This window comes from Pseudomonas sp. Q12-87 (assembly GCF_001269755.1).
GTDB classification, from domain to species: Bacteria; Pseudomonadota; Gammaproteobacteria; order Pseudomonadales; family Pseudomonadaceae; genus Aquipseudomonas; species Aquipseudomonas fluorescens_S.
Genome location: NZ_LHVI01000010.1, coordinates 165,091 through 188,878, shown reverse-complemented (window position 1 = coordinate 188,878; position 23,788 = coordinate 165,091). Strand labels below are relative to the sequence as shown.

Annotated in this window: 24 protein-coding genes and 1 pseudogene; 12 read left to right on the top strand and 13 right to left on the bottom strand. The window is 59.6% G+C overall.

All coding sequences use genetic code 11. The features are described 5' to 3' along the window. Window positions 1–68: 68 nt before the first annotated feature. From AD663_RS05695 to colR, 5 genes are all read right to left on the bottom strand, one after another. A complete protein-coding gene (locus AD663_RS05695) occupies window positions 69–296 on the bottom strand; it encodes a hypothetical protein (protein ID WP_033045933.1) in 228 nt (75 codons plus the stop codon). A gap of 2 nt (window positions 297–298) precedes the next feature. Beyond that, window positions 299–1,009 (bottom strand): lipopolysaccharide kinase InaA family protein, encoded by a 711-nt coding sequence (locus AD663_RS05690; protein ID WP_003178761.1) that lies wholly within the window; start codon window positions 1,007–1,009, stop codon window positions 299–301. Between the two features lie 4 nt (window positions 1,010–1,013). Then, window positions 1,014–1,682, bottom strand: a complete 669-nt coding sequence (locus tag AD663_RS05685; RefSeq protein WP_003178759.1) for a class I SAM-dependent methyltransferase — start codon at window positions 1,680–1,682, stop codon at window positions 1,014–1,016. Between the two features lie 114 nt (window positions 1,683–1,796). Further along, on the bottom strand, window positions 1,797–3,074 hold the full coding sequence (locus AD663_RS05680; RefSeq protein WP_053213418.1) for a HAMP domain-containing sensor histidine kinase: 1,278 nt from the start codon (window positions 3,072–3,074) through the stop codon (window positions 1,797–1,799). After that, complete coding sequence (gene colR / locus AD663_RS05675) at window positions 3,064–3,747, bottom strand: two-component system response regulator ColR (protein WP_003178755.1); 684 nt, start codon at window positions 3,745–3,747, stop codon at window positions 3,064–3,066. Before colR ends, AD663_RS05680 begins: the two co-directional genes overlap by 11 nt. Window positions 3,748–3,956: 209 nt before the next feature. Here colR and AD663_RS05670 point away from each other — a divergent pair, with 209 nt between their 5' ends. Beyond that, complete coding sequence (locus AD663_RS05670; protein ID WP_053213417.1) at window positions 3,957–5,906, top strand: LTA synthase family protein; 1,950 nt, start codon at window positions 3,957–3,959, stop codon at window positions 5,904–5,906. 53 nt (window positions 5,907–5,959) lie between these two features. Next, a complete protein-coding gene (locus AD663_RS05665) occupies window positions 5,960–6,703 on the top strand; it encodes a phosphatase PAP2 family protein (RefSeq protein ID WP_003178750.1) in 744 nt (247 codons plus the stop codon). A gap of 141 nt (window positions 6,704–6,844) precedes the next feature. Here the strand turns inward: AD663_RS05665 and groL are convergent, their stop codons facing one another. The 4 genes from groL to AD663_RS05645 all read right to left on the bottom strand — a co-directional run bounded on the left by groL (window position 6,845) and on the right by AD663_RS05645 (window position 10,354). Beyond that, window positions 6,845–8,491 (bottom strand): chaperonin GroEL, encoded by a 1,647-nt coding sequence (groL, locus tag AD663_RS05660; protein WP_003178748.1) that lies wholly within the window; start codon window positions 8,489–8,491, stop codon window positions 6,845–6,847. Window positions 8,492–8,542: 51 nt separating this feature from the next. Then, on the bottom strand, window positions 8,543–8,836 hold the full coding sequence (locus tag AD663_RS05655; RefSeq protein ID WP_003178744.1) for a co-chaperone GroES: 294 nt from the start codon (window positions 8,834–8,836) through the stop codon (window positions 8,543–8,545). Window positions 8,837–9,079: 243 nt separating this feature from the next. After that, on the bottom strand, window positions 9,080–9,556 hold the full coding sequence (locus tag AD663_RS05650) for an FxsA family protein (protein ID WP_003178741.1): 477 nt from the start codon (window positions 9,554–9,556) through the stop codon (window positions 9,080–9,082). Window positions 9,557–9,622: 66 nt separating this feature from the next. Next, a complete protein-coding gene (locus tag AD663_RS05645; protein WP_053213416.1) occupies window positions 9,623–10,354 on the bottom strand; it encodes a HugZ family protein in 732 nt (243 codons plus the stop codon). A 157-nt stretch (window positions 10,355–10,511) separates the two neighbouring features. On the opposite strand from AD663_RS05645, the gene AD663_RS05640 reads away from it, so the two are divergent. After that, window positions 10,512–11,270 (top strand): SDR family oxidoreductase, encoded by a 759-nt coding sequence (locus AD663_RS05640; RefSeq protein ID WP_003178736.1) that lies wholly within the window; start codon window positions 10,512–10,514, stop codon window positions 11,268–11,270. 120 nt (window positions 11,271–11,390) lie between these two features. Here AD663_RS05640 and apbC read toward each other — a convergent pair whose 3' ends face one another. After that, a complete protein-coding gene (gene apbC, locus AD663_RS05635) occupies window positions 11,391–12,485 on the bottom strand; it encodes an iron-sulfur cluster carrier protein ApbC (RefSeq protein ID WP_053213415.1) in 1,095 nt (364 codons plus the stop codon). A gap of 287 nt (window positions 12,486–12,772) precedes the next feature. Here apbC and metG point away from each other — a divergent pair, with 287 nt between their 5' ends. The 8 genes from metG (at window position 12,773) to AD663_RS05595 (ending at window position 19,557) form a co-directional block, all read left to right on the top strand. Next, the gene (gene metG / locus AD663_RS05630; protein WP_053213414.1) at window positions 12,773–14,818 is read left to right on the top strand and encodes a methionine--tRNA ligase; all 2,046 of its coding nucleotides are present in this window, start codon (window positions 12,773–12,775) and stop codon (window positions 14,816–14,818) included. 130 nt (window positions 14,819–14,948) lie between these two features. Further along, on the top strand, window positions 14,949–15,521 hold the full coding sequence (locus AD663_RS05625; protein WP_053213413.1) for an Rnf-Nqr domain containing protein: 573 nt from the start codon (window positions 14,949–14,951) through the stop codon (window positions 15,519–15,521). Continuing rightward, a complete protein-coding gene (gene rsxB, locus AD663_RS05620) occupies window positions 15,518–16,525 on the top strand; it encodes an electron transport complex subunit RsxB (RefSeq protein WP_053213412.1) in 1,008 nt (335 codons plus the stop codon). The genes AD663_RS05625 and rsxB overlap by 4 nt, the downstream gene beginning before the upstream one ends. Beyond that, on the top strand, window positions 16,512–17,498 hold the full coding sequence (locus tag AD663_RS05615; protein ID WP_053213411.1) for an RnfABCDGE type electron transport complex subunit D: 987 nt from the start codon (window positions 16,512–16,514) through the stop codon (window positions 17,496–17,498). The genes rsxB and AD663_RS05615 overlap by 14 nt, the downstream gene beginning before the upstream one ends. After that, the gene (locus tag AD663_RS05610) at window positions 17,495–18,106 is read left to right on the top strand and encodes an RnfABCDGE type electron transport complex subunit G (protein WP_053213410.1); all 612 of its coding nucleotides are present in this window, start codon (window positions 17,495–17,497) and stop codon (window positions 18,104–18,106) included. Before AD663_RS05615 ends, AD663_RS05610 begins: the two co-directional genes overlap by 4 nt. Then, window positions 18,099–18,632 carry an Rnf-Nqr domain containing protein gene (locus tag AD663_RS05605; protein WP_053213409.1) on the top strand — a complete coding sequence of 178 codons (534 nt, stop codon included), beginning with the start codon at window positions 18,099–18,101 and terminating at the stop codon, window positions 18,630–18,632. The genes AD663_RS05610 and AD663_RS05605 overlap by 8 nt, the downstream gene beginning before the upstream one ends. After that, window positions 18,629–19,267: an endonuclease III gene (gene nth / locus AD663_RS05600; RefSeq protein ID WP_003178720.1), complete on the top strand. Its 639-nt coding sequence runs from the start codon at window positions 18,629–18,631 to the stop codon at window positions 19,265–19,267. The genes AD663_RS05605 and nth overlap by 4 nt, the downstream gene beginning before the upstream one ends. 107 nt (window positions 19,268–19,374) lie before the next feature. After that, window positions 19,375–19,557 (top strand): PA3496 family putative envelope integrity protein, encoded by a 183-nt coding sequence (locus AD663_RS05595; RefSeq protein WP_003178717.1) that lies wholly within the window; start codon window positions 19,375–19,377, stop codon window positions 19,555–19,557. A 54-nt stretch (window positions 19,558–19,611) separates the two neighbouring features. Here the strand turns inward: AD663_RS05595 and AD663_RS05590 are convergent, their stop codons facing one another. Next, complete coding sequence (locus AD663_RS05590; RefSeq protein ID WP_003178715.1) at window positions 19,612–20,238, bottom strand: response regulator transcription factor; 627 nt, start codon at window positions 20,236–20,238, stop codon at window positions 19,612–19,614. A gap of 469 nt (window positions 20,239–20,707) precedes the next feature. On the opposite strand from AD663_RS05590, the pseudogene AD663_RS29030 reads away from it, so the two are divergent. Then, window positions 20,708–20,957, top strand: a pseudogene (locus AD663_RS29030) (hypothetical protein); the annotation flags it as partial. 338 nt (window positions 20,958–21,295) lie between these two features. Here the strand turns inward: AD663_RS29030 and AD663_RS05580 are convergent. Continuing rightward, window positions 21,296–22,513, bottom strand: coding sequence for an argininosuccinate synthase (locus AD663_RS05580; protein WP_003178711.1), 1,218 nt, complete (start codon window positions 22,511–22,513; stop codon window positions 21,296–21,298). A 128-nt stretch (window positions 22,514–22,641) separates the two neighbouring features. Next, window positions 22,642–23,625, bottom strand: a complete 984-nt coding sequence (locus tag AD663_RS05575; protein ID WP_003178710.1) for an OmpA family protein — start codon at window positions 23,623–23,625, stop codon at window positions 22,642–22,644. Between the last annotated feature and the right edge of the window lie 163 nt (window positions 23,626–23,788).

Below are 23,788 nucleotides of genomic sequence, written 5' to 3'. Positions count from 1 at the left end.
TGGCAAGTGGGAAAAATCCAAAAAAAAGCCTCGCACAAGCGAGGCCTTTTATCCTGGTTCCATGATGCTCAACTCTGCGGCTTCATCCCCTGGGAAAGACTGAACATGAACAGCAGCAGATCGTTGTCCGGCCGGATCGCCTCACTGGCCTTCGCCACGCGTGGCAAAGGACAGTGCGCATCAGCATTGGACACACTAAGGATCTGCGCGCGTGGCTGCTCCCAGACAGCCACCGCCATCGATGCAACTGCCAGGGCTCCCACTAAAAACACACCTCTAGCAATTTCTAGTTTCATGGCTATAAACCTTTGATAGCGCTGCCAAACGCCGCCTCATAAAAGTAGACGAGTTTTTTCCAGTCGGCATCGCTGAACGACGAATGGCGCCGCAGTTGCTTCATGTCGTGGGAAGCCGCTCGCTGAGCGGTCAGGCGCTGGCGACACTTCTCGAAATCAAGCAAGGCCACCTCGGGTTTGGCCGCCTCGCCTTCTCCCGTCACACGCACAAAAACGTGCTTGATGTAGATGCAGCCATGCTGCCAACGGCCCTTGTGCATGCGAGCCAGGCTTTCAGCCAGTGCCTGGAGCATTTGATCATGCACCGCTTCACCGTGACGCTCGCGCCCACCTGCGGCATACCAGTGTTCGATTTCTTCAAAGCCGTCGAGCGCCTTGGTCACCAGCAGCGCTCGCCACTTATGAACCGGGTCCCGCTGGGCGCCACAGAAAATCAGCTGGGGAACACGCACATCGAGCCGGGTCAACGCCAGCAGTGCATCCTGCTCGCGCAGCACCGTCGGTCGACCGAATGGGTGCAACCAACTGCGATAAATATGTCCGGTCTGACGCTTGGCATAAAGCAGCTTGCCGTCCTTGCTCCTGATCCGTTGCACACCGCTTTCACCGCCGCGACGCACGTTGGGTTCTTCCACCCACTCCCCCTGCTGGCTCCAGAAATGCTCGAAGTCATCGAGGGGGGTCGTTGATGTCTCTGCTGCTTGTATACCCATGCCATTACCTCTTGCGTAATACATAAACTCGCCACATGGCATAGAGCGGTAGAAAGTCCAGTCGTTCCTGAATGCGAAACCCGGCCTGCCGAAACTCTTCTTCTACTGTAGCAACCGGTAACACAAATCGATTCTGGTAGTCTTTCTGCCCACGAGTGCGTTCCTGACGCTTGCGTTTCCAGGCCTTGAAATTACCATCGACCCATAACGAAACAATCACACTGTCACGACTCACGCGCCCGAACTCCTTGAGGATCGCCAGGCGGTGCTCGGCTTGACCGATGTGATGCAACAGGCGCATGCAAAAAATGCTGTCGACGGCATTATCAGGTAACGCAATGTCGAACGCAGAAGTGTGCAAGGGTTGTACCCGTTTTACGACATCCGCCGGTTGAGCCTCCAAAGCAGTCTTGAGCATGGCCTCGGAATTGTCCGCGCCAATGATGACGCGATTCGGCTTTTCGGCCAATAAGGGCCAGAAACGCCCCGCGCCACAGGGCAAATCCAATACCAGCCCCGGGTCACCGGCGAGCGCCAGTGCGTGCCGGGCCAGTTGTTGATCACGAAGGTTGGAAAGGCGACGACTCAGACCGCTACGATGCTTTTGAAAATATTTACGGGCATGTTGCTCGTCGTACTTTTCAGAAAAATCGAGCTTGATGGGTTTGGACATGGGGAAGAGCTCCATAACTGATCAGCTCAACCTTATGAATCCCCATGTCATCTATTTGTGAAAAAGAAGTCATTTGACTGACGCAATGGTTACAAGATTTTTCAATCGAAGCTGTCAGGCTCCTGGGTCCAGCTGCACCTCGAAGCGGCAACCGTTGGGCTCCATTGTGCTGAGGCTCACCGTCCAGCCTTGGTTCTCGCAGATTCGTTGCACCAGGGAAAGCCCCAGCCCAAGCCCTTCGCCGCGCTGTTCATTACCGCGCACGAACGGCTCGAACATCGCCTCGCGCTTCTCTTCGGGAATGCCCACGCCACTGTCCTCGACCACAAATCCGGTGGCGGACAGTGAGAGGCGGATAAACCCCTGATCGGTGTAGTGCAAGGCATTGCGCAACAGATTGCCCATCACTGCCGTCAGGAATGTGGCGTTATACAGGGTATCGACGGGGTGCCCCGGTACGAAGACCAGCGTCAGGCCTTTGGATTCGATGGCAGCGCGCCACACACCAATGAGGTTCTCCGCCACCTGTCCAAGGGTCAAGCGAGGCGACATGCCGTTGTCTTCACGTTGGGCCCTGGCGAGCATCAGAAAGGTTTGCACCAGCTCGCGCATTTCTTCGCTGGCTCGGTTGATACGCTCGACCTGGGTACGGCCACGCTGGTCCAGCGCCGGGTTCTCCAACAGCAACTCGCATGAAGTCGCCAAGACCATCAACGGCGTACGCAACTCGTGGCTCACGTCGCTGGTAAACAACCGCTCGCGCGTCAGGGCCTGGCGTAACCGTCCCAGCGTTGCGTCGAACGCCACCGCCAGCTCACCCACCTCATCGGCGGCATAATCCGGTGCCAGCGGCGGAGCGAGCCCCAGCAGTTGATCGCGATGACGCACTTGCCGGGCGAGGCGAACCACGGGCGCCATTACCCGGCGCGCCAGCACCCAACCGAGGAAAACCGCCAGCGCCAGGCTGAGCACGAAGCCCACCAGCACCACGGCGAACAACACCCGTTCGCGCTCCTCGAAATCGCTCTGGTCTTGCAACAGCACGTAGTGTCGACCGTCGACGACTTCGACCATGGCGTGATACGACAACTGTTCGCGAAACACCTCGTGGAAACCGCGCTCCAGATGACGCAGATCCTTGGGCAGCTCGAAGTCACCGGGACCGCCACTGAAATAAAACAGCTGGTCGGGTTCCGGACGATGGCTCCAGTCAGAGACGCTGTCCATCAACAGCAGGCGTTGCAGATCGCCGCCAAGCCCGGCGGAAATCAGTTTCTCTTCCACCAAGTGAACCGTCGCCACGATGCCCATGGCGAATGCTCCTGCCACCAACGCGCTCATCAGCGCGAAAGCGATAATGATCCGTTGAGCAAGGCTCTGCTTAAACTCCATCTCGGCCCTCGGCCAGGCGATAGCCGACGCCGTGTACGGTGTGCAACAGCGGTTTGTCGAACGGTTTGTCGATCACCTGGCGCAATTGGTGGACGTGGCTGCGCAGGCTGTCGCTGTCCGGGCAATCATCACCCCACAATGCTTCTTCGAGAATTTCCCGGCGCAGCACATGAGGGCTTTTCTGCATCAACACCGCCAGCAGCTTGAGGCCTACAGGGTTGAGCTTGAGCAGTTTGCCCTGGCGGGTCACCTCAAGGGTATCGAGGTCGTAGGTCAGGTCGCTGACCTGCAAGGCCCGACGGCCGCCGCCCTGGGCCCGACGCATGACGGCTTCGATCCGTGCCGCCAGCTCCGACAAGGCAAAAGGCTTGATCAGGTAGTCATCGGCGCCGGACTTGAAGCCTTGCAGGCGATCATCCAATTGATCCCGGGCTGTGAGCATGATCACCGGCGTGTCGCGCCGGGCGTCTTCGCGCAGGCGCTTGCACAGGGTATAGCCATCGATGCCCGGCAGCATGATGTCCAACACGATCAGGTCGTAGTGCTCGGTAGCGGCCAGGTGCAACCCCGACAAACCGTCCTGGGCGCAATCGACGGTATAGCCCTTGAGGCCCAGGTAGTCGGCCAGGTTGGCCAGGATATCGCGGTTGTCTTCGACCAATAGAATTCGCATGGGCACCTCTGCGTACACGTTAACAGCCATCTTGGCCCGCGCAGCTTACGGCCAATGCCGACTCAGGGCTAGGCCTTGCGGCGCGCCAGCCATGACCTTCATTCCATCAGTTTTTTTTATGGATTTTTCACTATCGATTCACAAACTGACTACAGTCACAAGGCAACACTCTCGCACTATCGGATTGATCTAATAAGGAAATGTAGTAAATGGACTTTATTAAAATGGCGCCAATGCGCCTTCTGCTGCTGATCATCGGCATCTGGCTGTCGATTTTTTTCCTGACCCGAACCGTTTTGTTACTGACCCATCTGGATGAGGCGGCGGGATTCAGCGTTTCCACGTTCGGCATCGGCCTGCTGTATGACCTGGGTTTCCTTGCCTATGCGATCCTGCCGATGGGCCTGTATCTGCTGCTTTGCCCTCCGGCCTTATGGCGCCGTCGCGGTCACCGCTGGTTCCTTCAAGCGCTTTTGACCGTGAGTATTTTCATCATGCTGTTCACCTCTGTGGCCGAATGGCTTTTTTGGGATGAATTCGGCGTGCGCTTCAATTTCATCGCTGTTGACTACCTGGTCTATTCCGACGAAGTGCTCAATAACGTGCTGGAGTCGTATCCGATCGGCACCCTGCTGACGATTCTCGCCGTGCTGGCCGTGGGCTTGAGCCTGGCCTTGCGCAAATCCTTCAATGCCGCCCTGAGCGCCCCGTTACCGCCTATCAGAGGCCGCCTGTTCGGCGCGTTGGGCCTGCTGGCCATGGCCGGGTTGAGCCTACAGTTGCTTAGCCAGGACGCTCCGCGCGCCCACGGCGGTAATGCCTACCAGAACGAACTGGCGAGCAACGGCCCGTATCAGTTCTTCGCCGCATTCCGTAACAACGAGCTGGACTACGGACAGTTCTACAGCAGCCTGACCCCGGCCACTGTGGCCCAGCAGATACGTGCCGAATTGAACGAGCCCAATACCCGTTTCATCGGTGAAGACCCGCAAGACATCCGTCGAATGATCGACAACCCTGGCACCCCCCGTAAACCGAACATCGTGCTGGTGACCATCGAAAGCCTTAGCGCCAAATACCTGGGCAGCAATGGCGACAAACGCGACTTGACGCCCAACCTGGACGCCTTGCGTAAACAGAGCCTGTATTTCAACAATTTCTACGCCACGGGCACTCGCACCGACCGTGGCCTGGAAGCCATCACCCTGGCTATCCCCCCAACCCCGGGGCGTTCGATCGTCAAGCGCATCGGGCGTGAGAGCGGTTTTGCCAGCCTGGGCCAGCAATTGAGCGCAGTCGGTTACGACAGCGTATTTGTCTATGGCGGACGCGGTTACTTCGACAACATGAATGCATTCTTCAGCGGCAACGGTTATCGGGTTGTCGATCAGAGCAGCATCGACGAATCCGAGATCCATTTCAAAAATGCCTGGGGCATGGCCGATGAGGATCTGTATAAACAGACACTGAAGCTGGCCGATGCCAATTTCGCCAAGCAACAGCCCTTCTTGCTGCAGTTGATGACGACCTCCAATCACCGCCCCTACACCTATCCCGATAACCGGATAGACATCAAATCCGGCAATGGCCGTGATGGCGCGGTAAAGTACACCGATTACGCCATCGGTCAGTTTCTGGAACAGGCGCGGCAAAAACCGTGGTTCGATAACACCCTCTTCGTCTTCGTCGCCGACCACACCGCCGGCAGCGCAGGGAAGGAAGACCTGCCGATCAGCAACTATCAGATCCCGCTGTTCATCTACGCGCCGAAGCTGATCGAACCGCGGGAGAGCGACCAACTGGCCAGTCAGATCGATCTCGCGCCCACCTTGCTTGGATTACTGAACCTGGATTATCAATCAACGTTCTTCGGTCGCAACCTGTTGCAGGACAACCCGACGCCACCCCGCGTTGTCGTGGGCAATTACCAACACCTGGGTCTGTTCGATGGCAAGGATCTGGCAATTCTCAGTCCGCGCCAGGGTCTGCGACGGCATGACGATGCGCTGACCGAGAGCCGCGAGTCCAAGGCAACCGGCGACGATCCGTTGATCAAACGCGCAATCACGTATTACCAAACCGCCAGTTATGGCTTCAAGCAACAGCTGCTTGGCTGGAAGGCACCCAAGGAGGGTGTCGAGCAAATCAGCGAACGTTAACCGAACTGCCCCAGGCTGATGCCCTGGGGCGCTTTCATTGTTCAGGACCTGTCATGTCATCAAGCGTCATATGTTCCGCCCCTCGCCCATTGAACTTTTGGCTATGCCTTGCCATTCCCGCCGTCACAGCGGTCATCCTGGTTCTGCTGGAGTGGACCGATCTGGACATGGTCCTGGCCCGATTGTTCTATGATCCGGCCGTGGGCACCTTCATCGGACGTCACAGTTATTTCCTGGAAGATATTCTCCACGACCGGGCGAAGCAGGTGGTCATCGCCTTCTCGGTGTTTTCCATCGTCGGGTTCATAAGCGCGTTTTTTGTGCCCCGGCTCAAGCCGTTCAAGCGAGAACTGGGCTGCCTGGTGCTCTCCCTGGCGCTGGCGACGTCTTTCGTCACGCCAATGAAAGCGGTGACAGCAGTGCAATGCCCCTGGAGCCTGAAGGAGTTCGGGGGCAAGGAAACCTACAGTGAACTGCTGAGCCCACGCCCGGCCACCGATAAACCCGGCCGCTGCTGGCCCGGGGGGCATGCCGCCACCGGGTTCACGCTGTTCGCGCTGTTCTTCGTATTGCGTGACCGCCGTCCGCGCCTGGCGCGCCAGGCACTCATCTTTGCCTTCACCCTGGGAACGGTGTTCTCCATCGGCCGCATGATGCAGGGCGCACACTTCTTTTCCCACAATGTGTGGACCGCCGTATTCTGTTGGCTGATCTGCCTGGGCTGTTATTACTTCATCCTGTATCGCCCGGCTTTAAAGGCCGGGTCTGTAGCCGCCACCTTGCCTGTAAATGCTTGAAAATACATATCCCTGTGGGAGCGAGCTTGCCCGCTCCCACAGGGAACCCGTGTATTTCATAAACCGGGGTAAACCCAAGGCAATAAAAAACCCCGCCTGCTTTCGCAAGGCGGGGTTTTTCGCTACAGGGGTAAGGCTGGCTTACATCATGCCGCCCATGCCACCCATGCCGCCCATGTCTGGCATACCGCCGCCAGCACCGCTGTCTTTCTTCGGTGCATCAGCGATCGCCGCTTCGGTGGTCAGGATCAGGCCGCCGATGGAAGATGCTGCCTGCAGCGCGGAACGGGTCACCTTGGTTGGGTCCAGGATGCCCATTTCGATCATGTCGCCGTAGACGCCAGTCGCAGCGTTGTAACCGTAGTTACCTTTGCCGTTCTTGACTTCGTTGACCACAACGCTTGGCTCGTCGCCGGAGTTGGCAGCGATCTGGCGCAGCGGTGCTTCAACGGCACGGCGCAGTACTGCGATACCGACGTTCTGGTCGGCGTTGTCGCCGGTCAGGCCGGTCAGGGCTTCCAGAGCACGGATCAGCGCAACGCCACCGCCAGGTACCACGCCTTCTTCAACGGCTGCACGGGTTGCGTGCAGGGCGTCTTCAACGCGGGCCTTCTTCTCTTTCATTTCGACTTCGGAACCAGCGCCAACCTTGATCACTGCAACGCCACCGGACAGCTTGGCCAGACGCTCTTGCAGTTTTTCACGGTCGTAGTCCGAGGAAGTCTCGGCAACCTGGGCGCGGATCTGAGCGATACGCGACTCGATGTCGCCTTCAACGCCAGCACCGTCAACGATGATGGTGTTTTCCTTGGAGATGGTCACGCGCTTGGCGCTACCCAGGTTTTCCAGGGTGGCGCTTTCCAGGCTCAGGCCGATCTCTTCGGAGATAACGGTACCGCCGGTCAATACGGCGATGTCCTGCAGCATGGCCTTGCGACGGTCGCCGAAGCCTGGAGCCTTGACGGCTGCGACTTTGACGATGCCACGCATGTTGTTCACGACCAGGGTCGCCAGGGCTTCGCCTTCAACGTCTTCGGAAACGATCAGCAGTGGGCGGCCGGCTTTGGCGACGGCTTCCAGTACTGGCAACATTTCGCGGATGTTGGAGATCTTTTTGTCGACCAGCAGGATCAGCGGGCTGTCCAGCTCGGCAACCATGGTGTCCGGCTTGTTGACGAAGTACGGGGACAGGTAGCCACGGTCGAACTGCATGCCTTCTACAACCGACAGTTCGTTTTCCAGGCCCGAGCCTTCCTCAACGGTGATCACGCCTTCTTTACCAACTTTTTCCATGGCTTCGGCAATGATGTCGCCGATGGAGCTGTCGGAGTTGGCGGAAATAGTACCTACCTGAGCGATAGCCTTGGTGTCAGCGCATGGCTTGGACAGGTTTTTCAGTTCGGCAACGATGGCGATGGTCGCCTTGTCGATACCGCGCTTGAGGTCCATCGGGTTCATGCCGGCAGCGACGGCTTTGTAGCCTTCGTTGACGATGGCCTGAGCCAGAACGGTGGCGGTGGTGGTGCCGTCGCCAGCGTCATCGTTGGCACGGGAGGCAACGTCTTTGACCAGCTGCGCGCCCATGTTTTCGAAACGGTCTTCCAGTTCGATTTCCTTGGCTACGGAAACGCCGTCCTTGGTGATGGTCGGAGCGCCGAAGCTCTTCTCGATGATCACGTTACGGCCTTTCGGGCCCAGGGTCGCTTTTACTGCATCAGCCAGGATGTTGACACCGGTGAGCATTTTCTTGCGGGCGGAGTCGCCGAATTTAACTTCTTTAGCAGCCATGATCGATATTCCTTAAATACTTTGGTAGTAGCGGGAAAATGAGCGGGGGTATCAGCCTTCGATGACAGCGAGGATTTCGCTTTCGCCGATCACCAGCAGGTCTTCGCCATCTACTTTCACGGTGTTGCTACCGGAGTAAGGGCCGAAAACAACCTTGTCACCCACTTTCACGGACAGCGCACGTACTTCACCGTTTTCCAGTGCTTTGCCTGGGCCAACAGCGAGAACTTCACCCTGGTTTGGCTTTTCGGCAGCCGAACCTGGCAGGACGATACCGCCAGCGGTTTTCTTTTCTTCTTCGCTGCGACGGACGACGACGCGGTCATGCAGAGGACGAAGCTTCATTGTCGATCTCTCCTAATTTTTGGTTTTCATCGGCCGGTGTAGTCCCGGCGGGTTTTACAAAGCCGGCAAAGCCGGGTGCGGTTCGTCAGTCGAACCGCGGAAGTCTGTCCGGTGTTGCCACCGGAAACCTTGCGGTGACCCATACATAAGGGCGGGCAAGCCGATTACAAGGGCGGGGTAGAAAATTTTTTAGCTCGATGGCTTGAAACGAACACGGCACCCGAAGGTGCCGTGCGCAGTTTTTTACTTGGAGTCGCGGTGTTCGAATTCGCCTTCGATCACCTGGGGGTCGCGGCCCACGGGCTCGCGCGGAGCCGGACCGCCACGTGGCTGCAGGTCATCGGCAAAGGCCCGCTGGCGCATCGCCTGCTCTTCGGCGCGCTGGCGCATTTTATTGGCCAGCAATCGACGGGTGAAAGGCAACAGCAGCACCAGGCCCACCACGTCGCTGATAAAGCCAGGCAGGATCAGCAGGCCGCCACCCAAGGCCAGCATCAGGCCTTCAAGCATGGTCTGGGCCGGCAGTTCGCCACGGCTCAGGCTTTCACGGGCACGCAATGCGGTGGCGAGGCCGGCGATACGCAGCACGAACACACCGAGCATCGTGCCTAGAATGACCAGCAGCAGCGCCGGGAAAAACCCGATCGCACCGCTGATCTTGACGAATACGAACAGCTCCAACACCGGGAACAGCAGAAAGAGCAACAAAAAAGGGCGCATCAAATGGTTCCTCAACGCAAGAATGCCTTGCTATGAAACCTTAAATGACGTCGCCCTTTCGTGAAATCAAGCGTCGGCCTCAGCTTTTTTCGGCCAATGGACGGCGTGAGCCAGATAAACCAAGGCTTCGCGCACTTGTGTCGGCGTGTTGCAGGGTGCTTGGAAAGCCAGCCAATACAAGCCCTGGCCAATGCGCAAATGCATGCCTTCGCTGTCGATGCCCACCATTTGCGCCGGCTCGGTTGTCGGCAGGCCGGCCAGTTCCACGTAATGGGCGATGGCCTTGGCGTGATCAGCGTTCATATGCTCGATCATGCCCGCCTCGGCCTTGCCGGCGAACGGGTTGGCGAGGGTGACCTGGTCGAGCCAGTGGATGGCGCCAAAGCCACCGATATAGCGATGACGCACCGGATTGAGCACCCAGAAATCGAAATCATGGGCCTTGTGGTAGTTACGGGAGTCGGGGAAATAACGGTAGTAGCGCTCAGCGGCGGCGTCGATAGCGGCTTCATCCTGCAATTGCTGCGCTTCGGCCAGGTAGGTCAGGCGCCCGACAGCCTGCACATCCTCGGCGCCCCGCTCCCCCACCAGCATCGAGCACTTGGGATCTTTTTGCAGGTTGTGGGTGTGCTGGGCGATTCGACTGATCAGGATCAGCGGCCGGCCCTGCTCGTCCAGGCAATACGGTACGACGGAGCCGAACGGAAAACCGGGCATGGATTTGGAATGGGTGGAGAGCATTCCACGGTATTCCTTGAGCAGCAATTCTCGTGCATGCTTGGCAGCGTCAACGCTCAATTTATGACTCCTTTGATGAAATCCGTTTAAAAACCGGTCGGACAGCTGGGCAATGTTCCAGCGAGTCGTCGGGGCAGTTCTGCGCAGCCAGGCTGCACGTCGCAGATCGAGAAGCTTTCAAAGGACCTTATCCATCGTTCTGCCCGGGACATACGAAATGCAACTCACCGACAAAGTAATCATTATCACCGGCGGTTGCCAGGGTTTGGGCCGCTCCATGGCCGAGTACCTGGCCGGCAAAGGCGCAAAGCTGGCCCTGGTGGACCTCAACCAGGAAAAACTCGACCAGGCCGTTGCCGCGTGCGTGGCCAAGGGCGTCGAGGCCCGGTCGTACCTGTGCAACGTTGCCAATGAAGAACAGGTGAGCGACATGGTCGCCCGGGTGGCCGAGGATTTCGGCGCGGTACATGGCCTGATCAACAACGCCGGGATCCTGCGCGACGGCCTGCTGCTGAAGGTCAAGGATGGCGAAATGACCAAGATGAGCCTGGCCCAGTGGCAGGCGGTCATCGACGTCAACCTGACCGGTGTATTCCTCTGCACCCGTGAAGTGGCGGCGAAAATGGTCGAGCTGAAGAACAGCGGCGCGATCATCAATATTTCGTCGATCTCCCGCGCCGGCAATGTCGGCCAGACCAACTACTCGGCCGCCAAGGCCGGTGTGGCCGCCGCCACCGTGACCTGGGCCAAGGAACTGGCACGCTACGGCATTCGTGTCGCGGGCATCGCACCGGGCTTCATCGAAACCGAGATGACCCTGGGCATGAAACCCGAGGCCCTGGAAAAAATGACTTCGGGGATTCCGCTCAAGCGCATGGGCAAGCCCGAAGAGATCGCCCATTCGGCAGCCTATATCTTCGAAAACGACTACTACACCGGTCGGATCCTGGAGATGGATGGCGGGTTGCGGATCTAAACTCCGCGAAAACCAAATGTGGGAGCGGGCTTGCCCGCGAAGGCGGTGTGTCATTCAACAGATAAGTTGATGCTCTACCGCATTCGCGAGCAAGCCCGCTCCCACAGAGCCAGCGCGTAATTAATCGTCGCTGACGGTGATGTTCGGCATCGCCGGCGAGGCTGCTTCCTGCAACACGATCCGCGCGCCGACGTGGCGGGCCAGTTCCTGGTAGACCATGGCGATCTGGCTGTCCGGTTCGGCGATGACCGTGGGCTTGCCGCCGTCGGCCTGTTCGCGGATGAGCATCGACAGCGGCAGCGAGGCCAGCAGTTCGACGCCGTACTGGGTCGCCAGTTTTTCCCCGCCGCCTTCACCGAACAGATGCTCGGCATGCCCGCAGTTGGAGCAAATGTGCACGGCCATGTTCTCCACGACGCCCAGCACCGGAATGTTCACCTTGCGGAACATTTCGACACCTTTACGCGCGTCCAGCAGCGCCAAATCCTGGGGAGTGGTGACGATCACCGCGCCGGCCACCGGGACTTTCTGCGCCAGGGTCAATTGGATGTCGCCAGTGCCTGGCGGCATGTCGATCACCAGGTAATCCAGGTCGCCCCAGGCGGTTTGCGTGACCAACTGCAGCAAGGCGCCGGACACCATCGGGCCGCGCCAGACCATCGGCGTGTTGTCGTCGGTGAGGAAGGCCATGGACATGACTTCCACGCCATGGGACTCGAGCGGGACGAACCACTTCTGTTCCTTGATCTGCGGGCGCGTGCCTTCGGCAATGCCGAACATGATGCCTTGGCTCGGACCGTAGATGTCCGCGTCGAGAATCCCGACCTTCGCCCCTTCACGGGCCAGGGCCAGGGCCAGGTTGGCGGCGGTGGTGGACTTGCCCACGCCGCCCTTGCCCGACGCCACGGCGATCACATTCTTGACGTTCGCCAACCCCGGCACCTGCGCCTGGGCCTTGTGGGCGGCGATCACGCTGGTGACTTCGACCTTGGCAGCCGTTACGCCGTCCAGGGACTCGATGGCCATTTGCAGCATCTGCGCCCAACCGCCCTTGAACAGATCGGCGGCGTAGCCGATTTCCAGCTGGACGCTGACGCGATCGCCCTGGATATCGATGGCGCGCACGCATCCGGCGCTGATCGGGTCCTGGTTCAGGTAGGGGTCGGTGTACTGGCGAAGAACGGCTTCCACCGCTGCGCGATTGACGGCGCTCATGGGCAACTCCGATAGCAAGACTTGAAAAACAGGCCGCTATCCTACGCCGCGCGTGCCTGTGTGGCGAGGGAGCCTGCTCCCGCTCGACTGCACAGCAGTCGCCTTAAGGCTGACTCAGCCCAGTTATCAGGGCGCACAACCATTTTGGGGCGGCTTCGCCCCCCAGCGGGAGCAAGCTCCCTCGCTACAGAAGCCCTGCCAGCATTCGGAAACAGGCTCACAGGGTGAAAAAAAGCCGCCAGCGCTTTATAGTGGCCGACCTCCGTTTCATCAAGTAGCCGAGCCCCATGTCCGAGCCACGCAAGATTCTCGTCACCAGCGCCCTGCCCTACGCCAATGGTTCGATTCACCTCGGCCATATGCTGGAATACATCCAGACCGATATGTGGACGCGCTTCCAGAAACATCGCGGCAACCAATGCATCTATGTCTGCGCCGACGACGCCCACGGTTCGGCCATCATGTTGCGCGCGGAAAAAGAAGGCATCACCCCGGAACAACTGATCGCCAACGTCCAGGCTGAACACAGCGCCGACTTTGCCGAGTTCCTGGTGGACTTCGACAATTTCCACTCCACTCACGCCGAAGAAAACCGTGAGCTGTCGAGCCAGATCTACCTGAAGCTGCGTGACGCCGGCCATATCTCCACCCGCTCGGTCACCCAGTATTTCGACCCGGAAAAGAAAATGTTCCTGGCCGACCGCTTCATCAAGGGCACCTGCCCCAAGTGCGGCACCGAAGACCAGTACGGCGACAACTGCGAAAAATGCGGCGCCACCTACGCACCCACCGACCTGAAAGACCCGAAGTCGGCGATTTCCGGCGCCACGCCGGTGCTGAAGGACTCCCAGCACTTCTTCTTCAAGCTGCCGGATTTCCAGCAGATGCTGCAAGCCTGGACCCGCAGCGGCACGCTGCAGGACGCGGTTGCCAACAAGCTCGCCGAGTGGCTCGATTCCGGCCTGCAGGAATGGGACATTTCCCGCGATGCGCCGTACTTCGGCTTCGAAATTCCCGGTGAGCCCGGCAAATATTTCTACGTATGGCTGGACGCGCCCATCGGCTACATGGCGAGCTTCAAAAACCTCTGCGACCGGACGCCGGCGCTGGACTTCGATGCGTTCTGGGCGAAGGACTCCACTGCCGAGGTGTATCACTTCATCGGCAAGGACATCGTCAATTTCCACGCGCTGTTCTGGCCGGCGATGCTCGAAGGCGCCGGCTATCGCAAACCGACTGGCATCAACGTACACGGCTACCTGACCGTCAACGGCCAGAAAATGTCCAAGTCCCGTGGCACCTTCATCAAGGCCCGGACCTACCTGGATCACTTGTCGCCGGAATACCTGCGCTACTACTACGCGGCCAAGCTTGGCCGTGGCGTCGACGACCTGGACCTGAACCTCGAGGACTTCGTGCAGAAGGTCAACTCCGACCTGGTGGGCAAGGTCGTCAACATCGCCAGCCGCTGCGCCGGTTTCATCCACAAAGGCAACGCGGGCGTGCTGGTGGCCGGCAACGCCGCGCCGGAACTGACCGACGCCTTCCTGGCGGCGGCGCCCAGCATCGCCGAAGCGTATGAAGGTCGTGACTTTGCCCGTGCCATGCGCGAGATCATGGGCCTGGCCGACCGTGCCAACGCCTGGATCGCCGACAAGGCCCCGTGGTCGCTGGCCAAGCAGGAAGGCAAGCAGGACGAAGTCCAGGCCATCTGTGCCCTGGGTATCAACCTGTTCCGCCAGTTGGTGATTTTCCTCAAGCCGGTGCTGCCATTGCTGGCCGCCGATGCCGAGGCGTTCCTCAACGTCGCGCCGCTGACCTGGAACGATCACCAGACGCTGTTAAGCAACCATCAGTTGAACGAGTTCAAGCCGTTGATGACCCGTATCGACCCCGCCAAGGTGCAAGCCATGACCGACGCCTCCAAGGAAGACCTCACCGCCAGCCAGACCGACACCGGCGCCCCAGCCGGAAACGGCGAGTTGGCCAAGGACCCGTTGTCGCCGGAAATCGAATTCGACGCGTTTGCCGCCGTTGACCTGCGCGTAGCGCTGATCGTCAAGGCCGAGGCCGTAGAAGGTGCCGACAAACTGCTGCGCCTGACCCTGGACATCGGCGATGAGCAACGCAACGTGTTCTCGGGCATCAAGAGCGCCTATCCGGATCCAGCCAAGCTCGAGGGCCGGCTGACCATGATGATCGCCAACCTCAAGCCGCGCAAAATGCGCTTCGGTATTTCCGAAGGCATGGTCATGGCAGCGGGCCCCGGCGGTGAGGAAATCTACCTGCTGAGCCCCGACAGCGGCGCCAAGCCGGGCCAGCGGATCAAGTAACACGGTTGCGTGCTGCACCGATCCCACAGTCGCCTTGCAGGCGGCTGTGGGATTTTCATATCTGGCCCACGCTCCTCGGGTGCCGGATAATGCCTAATCTTGCAACAGGCCCTTTGTCGCCAACACGCCCATGACCGAAATTCTCCTCACGCTGTTCAGCGCTGCCCTGATCAACAACCTGGTGTTGCATTGGCCGCTGGGCGTCGATCCGCTGCTGGCGACCAACGGTAGAAGGCAAATGCATGCCTTGGGCCTGGCGACGGCGTGCCTGATGTTGGTTGTCGGCACCCTGGGTTATCTGGTCGATCACGGGGTGCTGGCGCCGACGAACCTGACCTCGCTGCGCCTGCTGGCGTGGCTGTGCTTGAACGTGTTGCTGATCGGCCCCTTGCTGCGCCTGTTGGCGCGCTGGCTGCCAGCGCTGCCGTTCGAGGGGTTGTGGCCATTGCTGCTCGGCAATGCCGGCGTATTGGGCGTCCCGCTGCTCAACGGCCAGGATGACCGAGGCCTGGGCCACGCCATGGCGCTGAGCCTGGGTGCCGGGCTGGGCTTCTGGTTGGTGCTGAGCCTGTTCGACGATCTGCGCCGGCGCACTTTGAATAACGATATTCCCTTGCCCTTTCGGGGCCTGCCGATCCAGTTGATCAGCGCCGGACTGATGGCGGTGGCATTTCTGGGTTTGCGCGGTCTGGTCAAAACATGAGCCTGATTCAACGTATCGACGCCCTGCTGCCGCAGACCCAATGCGGCAAATGCGGTCACCCTGGCTGCAAGCCCTACGCCGAAGGCATCGCCCAGGGCGAGCCGATCAACAAATGTCCACCCGGCGGTCGGGAAACCATCGCCGCCCTGGCCGACCTGATGAAGATACCGGTGCTGGAACTGGACACCAGTCGCGGTTCAGCCCCGGCGCAAATCGCCTTCATTCGCGAGGCTGAATGCATCGGCTGCACCAAGTGCATCCAGGCCTGCCCGGTGGACGCAATTGTCGGCGCGGCCAAGCTGATGCATACCGTTCTCATCGACGAATGCACAGGCTGCGATCTCTGCGTGGCGCCCTGCCCGGTCGACTGCATCGAAATGCGGCCCTTGCCAGTGGCGACCGTGGTGCCGATTGTCGCAGGCTTGGCCTTCAGCCTGGAAGAACAGCAGGCACGCGCCGTCAAGCGCAACCACGCCCGGCGGCGGTTCGAACAACGCAATGCGCGCCTGCGCCGCGAAGAAGAGCAGCGTCAGGCTGAACGCCTGGCCCGCTCCCAGCGCGCCGCCCAGGCTCAAACCCAGGCCCTGGATCCGGTGCAAGCGGCACTGGAGCGCGTGCGTGCGCAAAAAGCCGCCACTGCCGATGCTGCCCTGAAAAAAGCCAAGGTCGACCTGGCCATGAGCCGGGCACAGTTGAACAAATCCTTGAAAGCCTTCGGCCACCCGCCGACCTTCGAGCAGCAATCGCAATTGATCGTCCTGCAGCGTCAGTTCGAAGCAGCGGAACAAGCCCTGGCGCAGCTCGAGAGCGCCGCGTCGCCCGTGGCCCAAACCGTGGCACCGGTACAAAGTGCCGAGCTGAAGCGGGCCAAGATCCAACTGGCGATGCGCCGCGCCGAACTCAGCAAGGCCCGGACGGCGGCCGCATCGGATGAGCAGGTGCAGGCGTTGGAGCAAGCCGTGAAGGACGCCGAACGCCAGGTGGACGCTCATGCCACGGCCTGAGCCGCTGGACGAACGGCTGCGGCCAACGATGCAGCGCGTGCTGCTGGCGACGGTGCCCGGCGGGCTGGCATTGCTGTGGTTCCAAGGCTGGGGCATCGCGCTCAACCTGATATTGGCCGGGCTCACCGCACTGGCGGTCGAAGCACTGATGTTGCGTCTGCGCCGCCGTCCCCTCACACCCGATCTGAACGACGGCAGCGCGCTGGTCAGCGCCACGCTGCTGGCCCTGGCCTTGCCGGCCTATTGCCCTTGGTGGCTGACCGTCACAGCGGCCGCCTGCGCCTTGCTGTTTGGCAAGCACCTGTGGGGCGGTGTCGGCGCCAACCCCTTCAACCCGGCGATGCTCGGATACGCGCTGGTGCTGGTGGCATTCCCCGCCCACATGAGCCAATGGCCGGCGGCCCATGGCGTGGGTTTGCTGGACGGCTTGCAGCAGGTGTTCGGCGCTCAGCAAACGCCGGATGCCTGGGCCGGAGCCACCGCCCTGGATACCCTGCGAATCAACCGGAGCCTGACGGTCGACGAGCTGTTCGCCCACGATCCGGCATTCGGGCGCTTCGGTGGCCTGGGCAGCGAGTGGGTCAATCTGGGGTTCCTGGTTGGGGGGGTGTTCCTGCTGCAGCAACGGGTGTTCAGCTGGCACGCGCCGGTGGGCATGCTCGGCAGCTTGTTTATCGTCAGCCTGCTGTGCTGGAACGGCTCGGGTTCCGATTCCCACGGCTCATCGCTGTTTCATCTGTTCACGGGCGCGACCATGCTCGGAGCGTTTTTCATCGCGACCGAACCGGTCTCGGGCGCCAAGGCCCCCTTCGCACGGCTGTTATTTGGCGCCGGCATGGGCTTGCTGGTCTATCTGATCCGCACCTGGGGAGGCTATCCCGACGGCGTAGCATTTGCCGTGTTGTTGATGAACCTTGCCGTACCAGCCTTGGAGCGATTTGCCGAGGCGCGACAACGGCGGCAACCGGCATGAAGCATCCCGGCGGCGTGGCAATCCTCATTCTCTTGATCGCCCTGGGGATCGGTGCCACTTACTTCACGCACATCGGCACGGCCGGACGTATCGAGGCCCAACAGCACGCTATCGCCAACAGGAGCGTGCTCGAGGTACTGCCGGCCGACCGCTATGACAATCAGCCGCTGGCCCAGCCTGTGCTGACAGGTCCGCTGGCCTTGGCCCATAGCACGCTACTGGGCGGTTACCTCGCCACACGCAACGGCCAGCCCAGCGCCGTGTTGTTGCGCAGCCAGGCGCCAGGCTACGAAGGCAGCATCGAACTGCTGATCGCCATTGACCCGTTGGGTCGGTTGCTTGGGGTGAAAACCCTGCGCCAGTCCGAAACGCCCGGATTGGGCGCGGCGATTGCCGGTTGGCCGAACGCCTGGTTGCAGGCCTTTACCGGAAAATCACGGCAGGCGCCCGAGGACAGCGGTTGGGCCTTGAGCAAAGACGCGGGGCAGTTCGATCAGATCGCCGGCGCGACCGTGACCTCTCGAGCCGTGCTGCAGGCGGTTCATGATGCGTTGCGTTATTTTGACGAGCACAAGGCTCAATTGACCGGAGTGGCTGCAAATGAGTAAGCCATGGGTACTGACGCAGGGCCTGCTGCTCGTCCCGTTGGTCGGCGCGAGCGACTCGTTCGCCGGTGCACTGGGGTTATGGCTGGCCTGGACGTTGGTCATCCTCGGCCACGGCTCGGTGATGGGGCTGATTCGGCCCCGCCTGACTACGTATCAGCGGCTGCTCGCCTCGGTCGTGCTGGCCGCCACCCTGGCCACTTGTGCAGGCTTTGCCGTACAGGCCGGGGCGCTGGAAATGTTTCAACCGCTGAGCCTTTATTTTGGCTGGATCGCCTTGAGTTGCGTAGTGCTGGAGTATGAGGGTTTCTTCGCTGAATCCTCCCTGCCCGCGCGCCTCAGGCTGGTCGGGCTGTTTGGCCTGTGGATGACAGGGCTGGGAGCCTTGCGCGAGCTGACCGGCAGCAACATCCCCATGATCTTGCTCGCACCGGGCGGGTTCATTCTGCTGGGCCTGCTATTGGCTGCACACCAGGCCTGGACAACCGTCGCCCCCCATTCAATCGTCGAGGAAAAGCCGCGCCCATGAACGCCGCAAAACGCCTGGAAATATTCCGTCGCTTTCACGAGGACAACCCGGAACCGAAAACCGAACTGGCCTATTCTTCGCCGTTCGAATTGTTGATCGCGGTCATCCTGTCGGCCCAGTCCACCGATGTCGGGGTCAACAAGGCAACGGCCAAGCTGTTCCCAGTGGCCAATACGCCGGAAACGATCTACGCCCTGGGCGTCGAAGGCCTGTCCGAGTACATCAAGACCATCGGCCTGTTCAACAGCAAGGCCAAGAACGTGATCGAAACCTGCCGCCTGTTGATCGAACGCCACGGCGGTGAGATCCCGCAGACGCGTGAAGCATTGGAAGCCCTGCCCGGCGTCGGTCGCAAAACCGCCAACGTGGTACTCAACACCGCATTCCGGCAACTGACCATGGCGGTCGACACTCATATCTTTCGCGTCAGCAACCGGACCGGGCTGGCCCCAGGGAAGAATGTGGTGGAGGTGGAGAAAAAACTGCTGAAATTCGTTCCCAAGGAGTTCCTGCTGGACTCCCACCACTGGCTCATCCTCCACGGACGCTACGTCTGCCTGGCACGCAAGCCCCGCTGCGGCAGCTGCCGAATCGAGGATTTATGCGAATACAAGCACAAGACGTCCGACGATTGAGGCGCTATTGGTTTAATTGATCCATCGATTGAAAAAATCTTTTTTACCCGCCCGTGGTTTATCGATATAAGGAGCGCCAATGGCAGTCTTAGCCTGGAGTCGAACCCATGAGTGCTGGTAAAGAACAACTGGATGTGGAAGACGAATTCATCGCCGTTGAGGCCGACGACGTGGAACCTGTGGTCGTGGAAGTGGCGAAAACCAACCTGAGTAAACGCCGCACCATCGATAATCTGCTCGAAGAGCGCCGCTTGCAGAAGCAACTGGCCGATTACGACTTTGATCTCTGACACGTAAAAGCCTCCCTGATGGAGGCTTTTTACTGAATACGCGCTATCTGGGGCTCACACCAAACCATTACGTTGCGCCAGCTCGATCAGATCGACCAACGAGCGTGCGTTGAGCTTCAATAACAAGCGCGTCTTGTAAGTACTGACGGTCTTGTTGCTCAAGAACATGCCATCGGCAATTTCCTTATTGGTTTTTCCGCGAGCCAATTGCTGCAGGACCATCATTTCCCGTCCCGATAGGCGATCAACCATATCGGACTCGCTGGCGTTACCCAGACTTGAACGCACTGTATGCAGCGCCTGGTTGGGGAAATAACTGTAGCCCGACAGGACCGCCTTGATCGCACTCAATAATTCAGTCAGGTCCTGTTGCTTGCATACATAACCGGCGGCCCCCGTTTGCATGCATCGCATCGAGAAATGCCCGGGTGCCTGGGAGGTCAGTACCAACACTTTCAATGGTGAAGGGTTGGCGGTCAAGCGGGCAATAACCTCCAATCCGTCAAGTTTCGGAATGCCTATATCGAGAATGACAATATCGGGCGCCAAGTCGCGGGCGAATTGTAACGCATCGACGCCGTTATCCGTTTCGGCAACAACTTCATAACCATGACGCTCCATCAGCAAACGTACAGCAAGACGAATGACGGGATGATCATCCACGATCAGCACTTTATTCATGGGCAAATCCAACTTCGCTGTTCGAATTTTTAGAGCACGCACAATAGCCTAGTCATTTCTACCTTGGCATGCTGCCCCCCCCTGACCGCTCGCACCGAGAGACGCAACCTACAAGCTATACAGAAAAATCCTACAAATTACCCTGGAAAAAATGTGACATGAATTTGTCTGGCGAGGGGGAGCGAGTCTTCTTCATCACCCGTTGCCCCTACGGGTCGTGTGCTCTTTGATCGCCAAACCCGGCCGCGAGCAACCCGATAAAACAATTTCATTCATAAAGCGTAACTGAATTATTTACCGGCCATGCCACTTCCAATGCACTTCCAGCACCGAAACTCATATATAAAACAGACGTCACTCGAACCACTACTTCTTACTCAACACGGCCAGTCTAACCTGTGCCTACACTCGATCAACCACAGCCACTTCCAATTCATTCACGAGCCAGAACAATCCATGAGCCACCACCATGAACAAACCCTTGAAGACCATTACCAACCCCATGACACTTATCGCGATATTCGCAACTTTATCCGAAACTTCGGCGGCGATTTCCCTGCCCTTTCTCGATGACGACGATCGTGAATACTATCTTTGGTTCTTGATCAGTTTTCCGTTCTATCTGTTGCTGCTTTTCTTCATCACACTGAACTTCAACTATCGCTCACTCTATTCGCCCTCGGATTTTCGCAAGAGCAAGCATTTCATCAGAACCATGACTGACTCGACTTCCCGGCGTAAACGAATGCTGCGCAGGACCGCCCAGGCCAAGGCATCATTGCTCCCACATCGAGGTCGAAAACAGCCACTGCGGGTCATTTGTATTGTCTGCAGCCAATCGCAACCCCCGACCGAGGCTTGTCATTCAAAACCGGTCGCAGGCACCACGGACGTCATCGTGTACATCATTTACAACTATGCGGGCACCAAGGCGGGTATACACGCAGGTGAGCGGCCACGGGATGGTGCCGCGGCAGACGAGCGACCTGCGCACCAATAGGTACGCACCAAAAAAAACGGCCTGCTCAAAGGCAGGCCGTTTCTCGTATCACCCGGGTCAGAACAGCTTGCGACCCTTGTTCGCCGCGATGCGCATGCGCAGGGCGTTGAGCTTGATGAAGCCGGCTGCGTCGGCCTGGTTGTACGCACCGCCGTCTTCCTCGAAGGTCGCGATGTTGGCATCGAACAGCGAGTCGTCGGACTTGCGCCCGGTCACGATCACGTTGCCCTTGTACAGCTTCAGGCGCACGACACCGTTCACGTTGGTCTGGGAGGCGTCGATCATCTGTTGCAGCATCAGGCGCTCAGGGCTCCACCAGTAGCCGGTGTAGATCAGGCTCGCATACTTGGGCATCAGCTCATCCTTGAGGTGAGCCACTTCGCGGTCCAGGGTGATCGATTCGATCGCCCGGTGAGCGCGCAGCATGATGGTGCCGCCCGGGGTTTCGTAGCAGCCACGGGACTTCATGCCGACATAGCGGTTCTCGACGATGTCCAGGCGACCGATACCGTGTTCGCCACCGATGCGGTTCAGCGTAGCCAGCACAGTGGCCGGGCTCATTTCCACGCCGTCGAGGGCGACGATATCGCCGTTGCGATAGGTCAGCTCAAGGTATTGCGGAGCATCTGGGGCTTTCTCCGGGGAAACGGTCCAGCGCCACATGTCTTCTTCGTGCTCGGTCCAGGTGTCTTCCAGCACGCCGCCTTCGTAGGAAATGTGCAGCAGGTTGGCATCCATCGAGTACGGGGATTTCTTCTTGCCGTGACGCTCGATCGGGATCGCATGTTTCTCGGCGTAGTCCATCAGCTTTTCACGGGACAGCAGGTCCCACTCGCGCCATGGGGCGATGACTTTCACACCCGGCTTGAGGGCATAGGCACCCAATTCGAAACGTACCTGGTCGTTGCCTTTGCCGGTGGCGCCGTGGGAAATGGCGTCGGCGCCGGTTTCGTTGGCGATTTCGATCAGGCGCTTGGCGATCAGCGGACGGGCGATGGACGTACCCAGCAGGTACTCACCTTCGTAAACTGTGTTGGCGCGGAACATCGGGAACACGAAGTCGCGGACGAATTCTTCGCGCAGGTCGTCGATGTAGATCTCTTTGACGCCCATGGCCTGAGCCTTGGCGCGTGCAGGTTCAACTTCTTCGCCCTGCCCCAGGTCAGCGGTGAAGGTCACCACTTCGCAGTTATAAGTGTCCTGCAGCCACTTGAGGATCACCGAAGTGTCCAGGCCGCCGGAATACGCCAGAACGACCTTGTTTACGTCCGCCATGCCATCACTCCACGGGTTGTACGGAAAGCCGGGAAGTCTAACGTCCAGCGCGGATAATTTACAGGGGCGCGACAGCTTATGACGACGAAGCGACAGATTATGTCGATTGCGCGACGATCAATCTCGAATCAGGAGGTGCGCGCGGTCGCCGGGGCGGGCGTCGCAGCGGGAGCCTTGACTGGCGCCGCAGCCGGGGCCGGAACCTTCGCTGGCGCCGCTGTTGGCGCGGGCTGCGGCGCTGGCGTGGCCGGCACCTGGGTCACCGCCACGCGCTCCAGGCGCACGGCCACTCGCCGGTTCTTGGCCCGGTTGGCGGCGTTGGTATTGGGTACCAAGGGATAACGTTCGCCATGGAAACGCAAGGTGATCTGCGATTCCTGAAAACCGTTGGCCTTGAAAAAATCCTGCACCGCCAGGGCCCGGCGGCGTGACAACTCGCGGTTGGTCAGGCGATTGCCGCTGTTGTCGGAATGACCGTCAAGCTCGATGTGGTTGACGCTCGGGTCGGCCTTGATGAAGTCGAGCATCACCTGCAACTGGGCCTTGGCCCGTGCATCGAGCTCGACTTCTTCGCCAGGGAAACCGATCTGGGTCTGTTTCACCTGCTCGAAATTTTTCGGCAGCAGTTTCGCCACGCAGCCTTGATAGTCGTTGAAAGCCTTATTGAAACGTACAGGCAGCAACCGGACCTCCGACACCCGTCCGTCCTCGGTGTTGCGGCGCACGACCGGGCTACGGCCCTCCATCAACCCGCTGATCAAGCGACCAGCCTGGATCTGCGAGCTGTTGAACAGCACGTCGCCGCTGCCAATGCTGACCGACCCCAAGTTGATATCGCCCCGCCCCGGTTGCCACGGCGCAGCGGCCGCCAGCAAGGTAGCGGAACCGCCGCCGAGCATCGGGTTGTAAGCCTTGAGGCGGAACGTGGCCTGCTCGCCTGCCCGGCGCACGAATTCACCGCTGCCGAAATCGGTGATCGGCTGGCTCAGCCGGCACTCGAACTTGTCGCCTTCGACCGTCCACTCAATGCTCTCCAGACGGGTCTGGAAAGTGAGCGCCATGGCAGGAAAACTGGCAAACACACTGAGCAAGGCTAGATAACGCTGGCGCACGGGAGGCTCCACTGGCTTTTATACAAAAAATCGACTCGCGCTGAGAGTAAGACGCAGGTCCTCGGCGCTGCACGGATTCATGGCGCACCTATAGGCTCTATCGGTCACTGGGGCCAGAACTTGATAGCGGGTGCCTGAATCGGTCTTTTCCGGTAGCATTCCC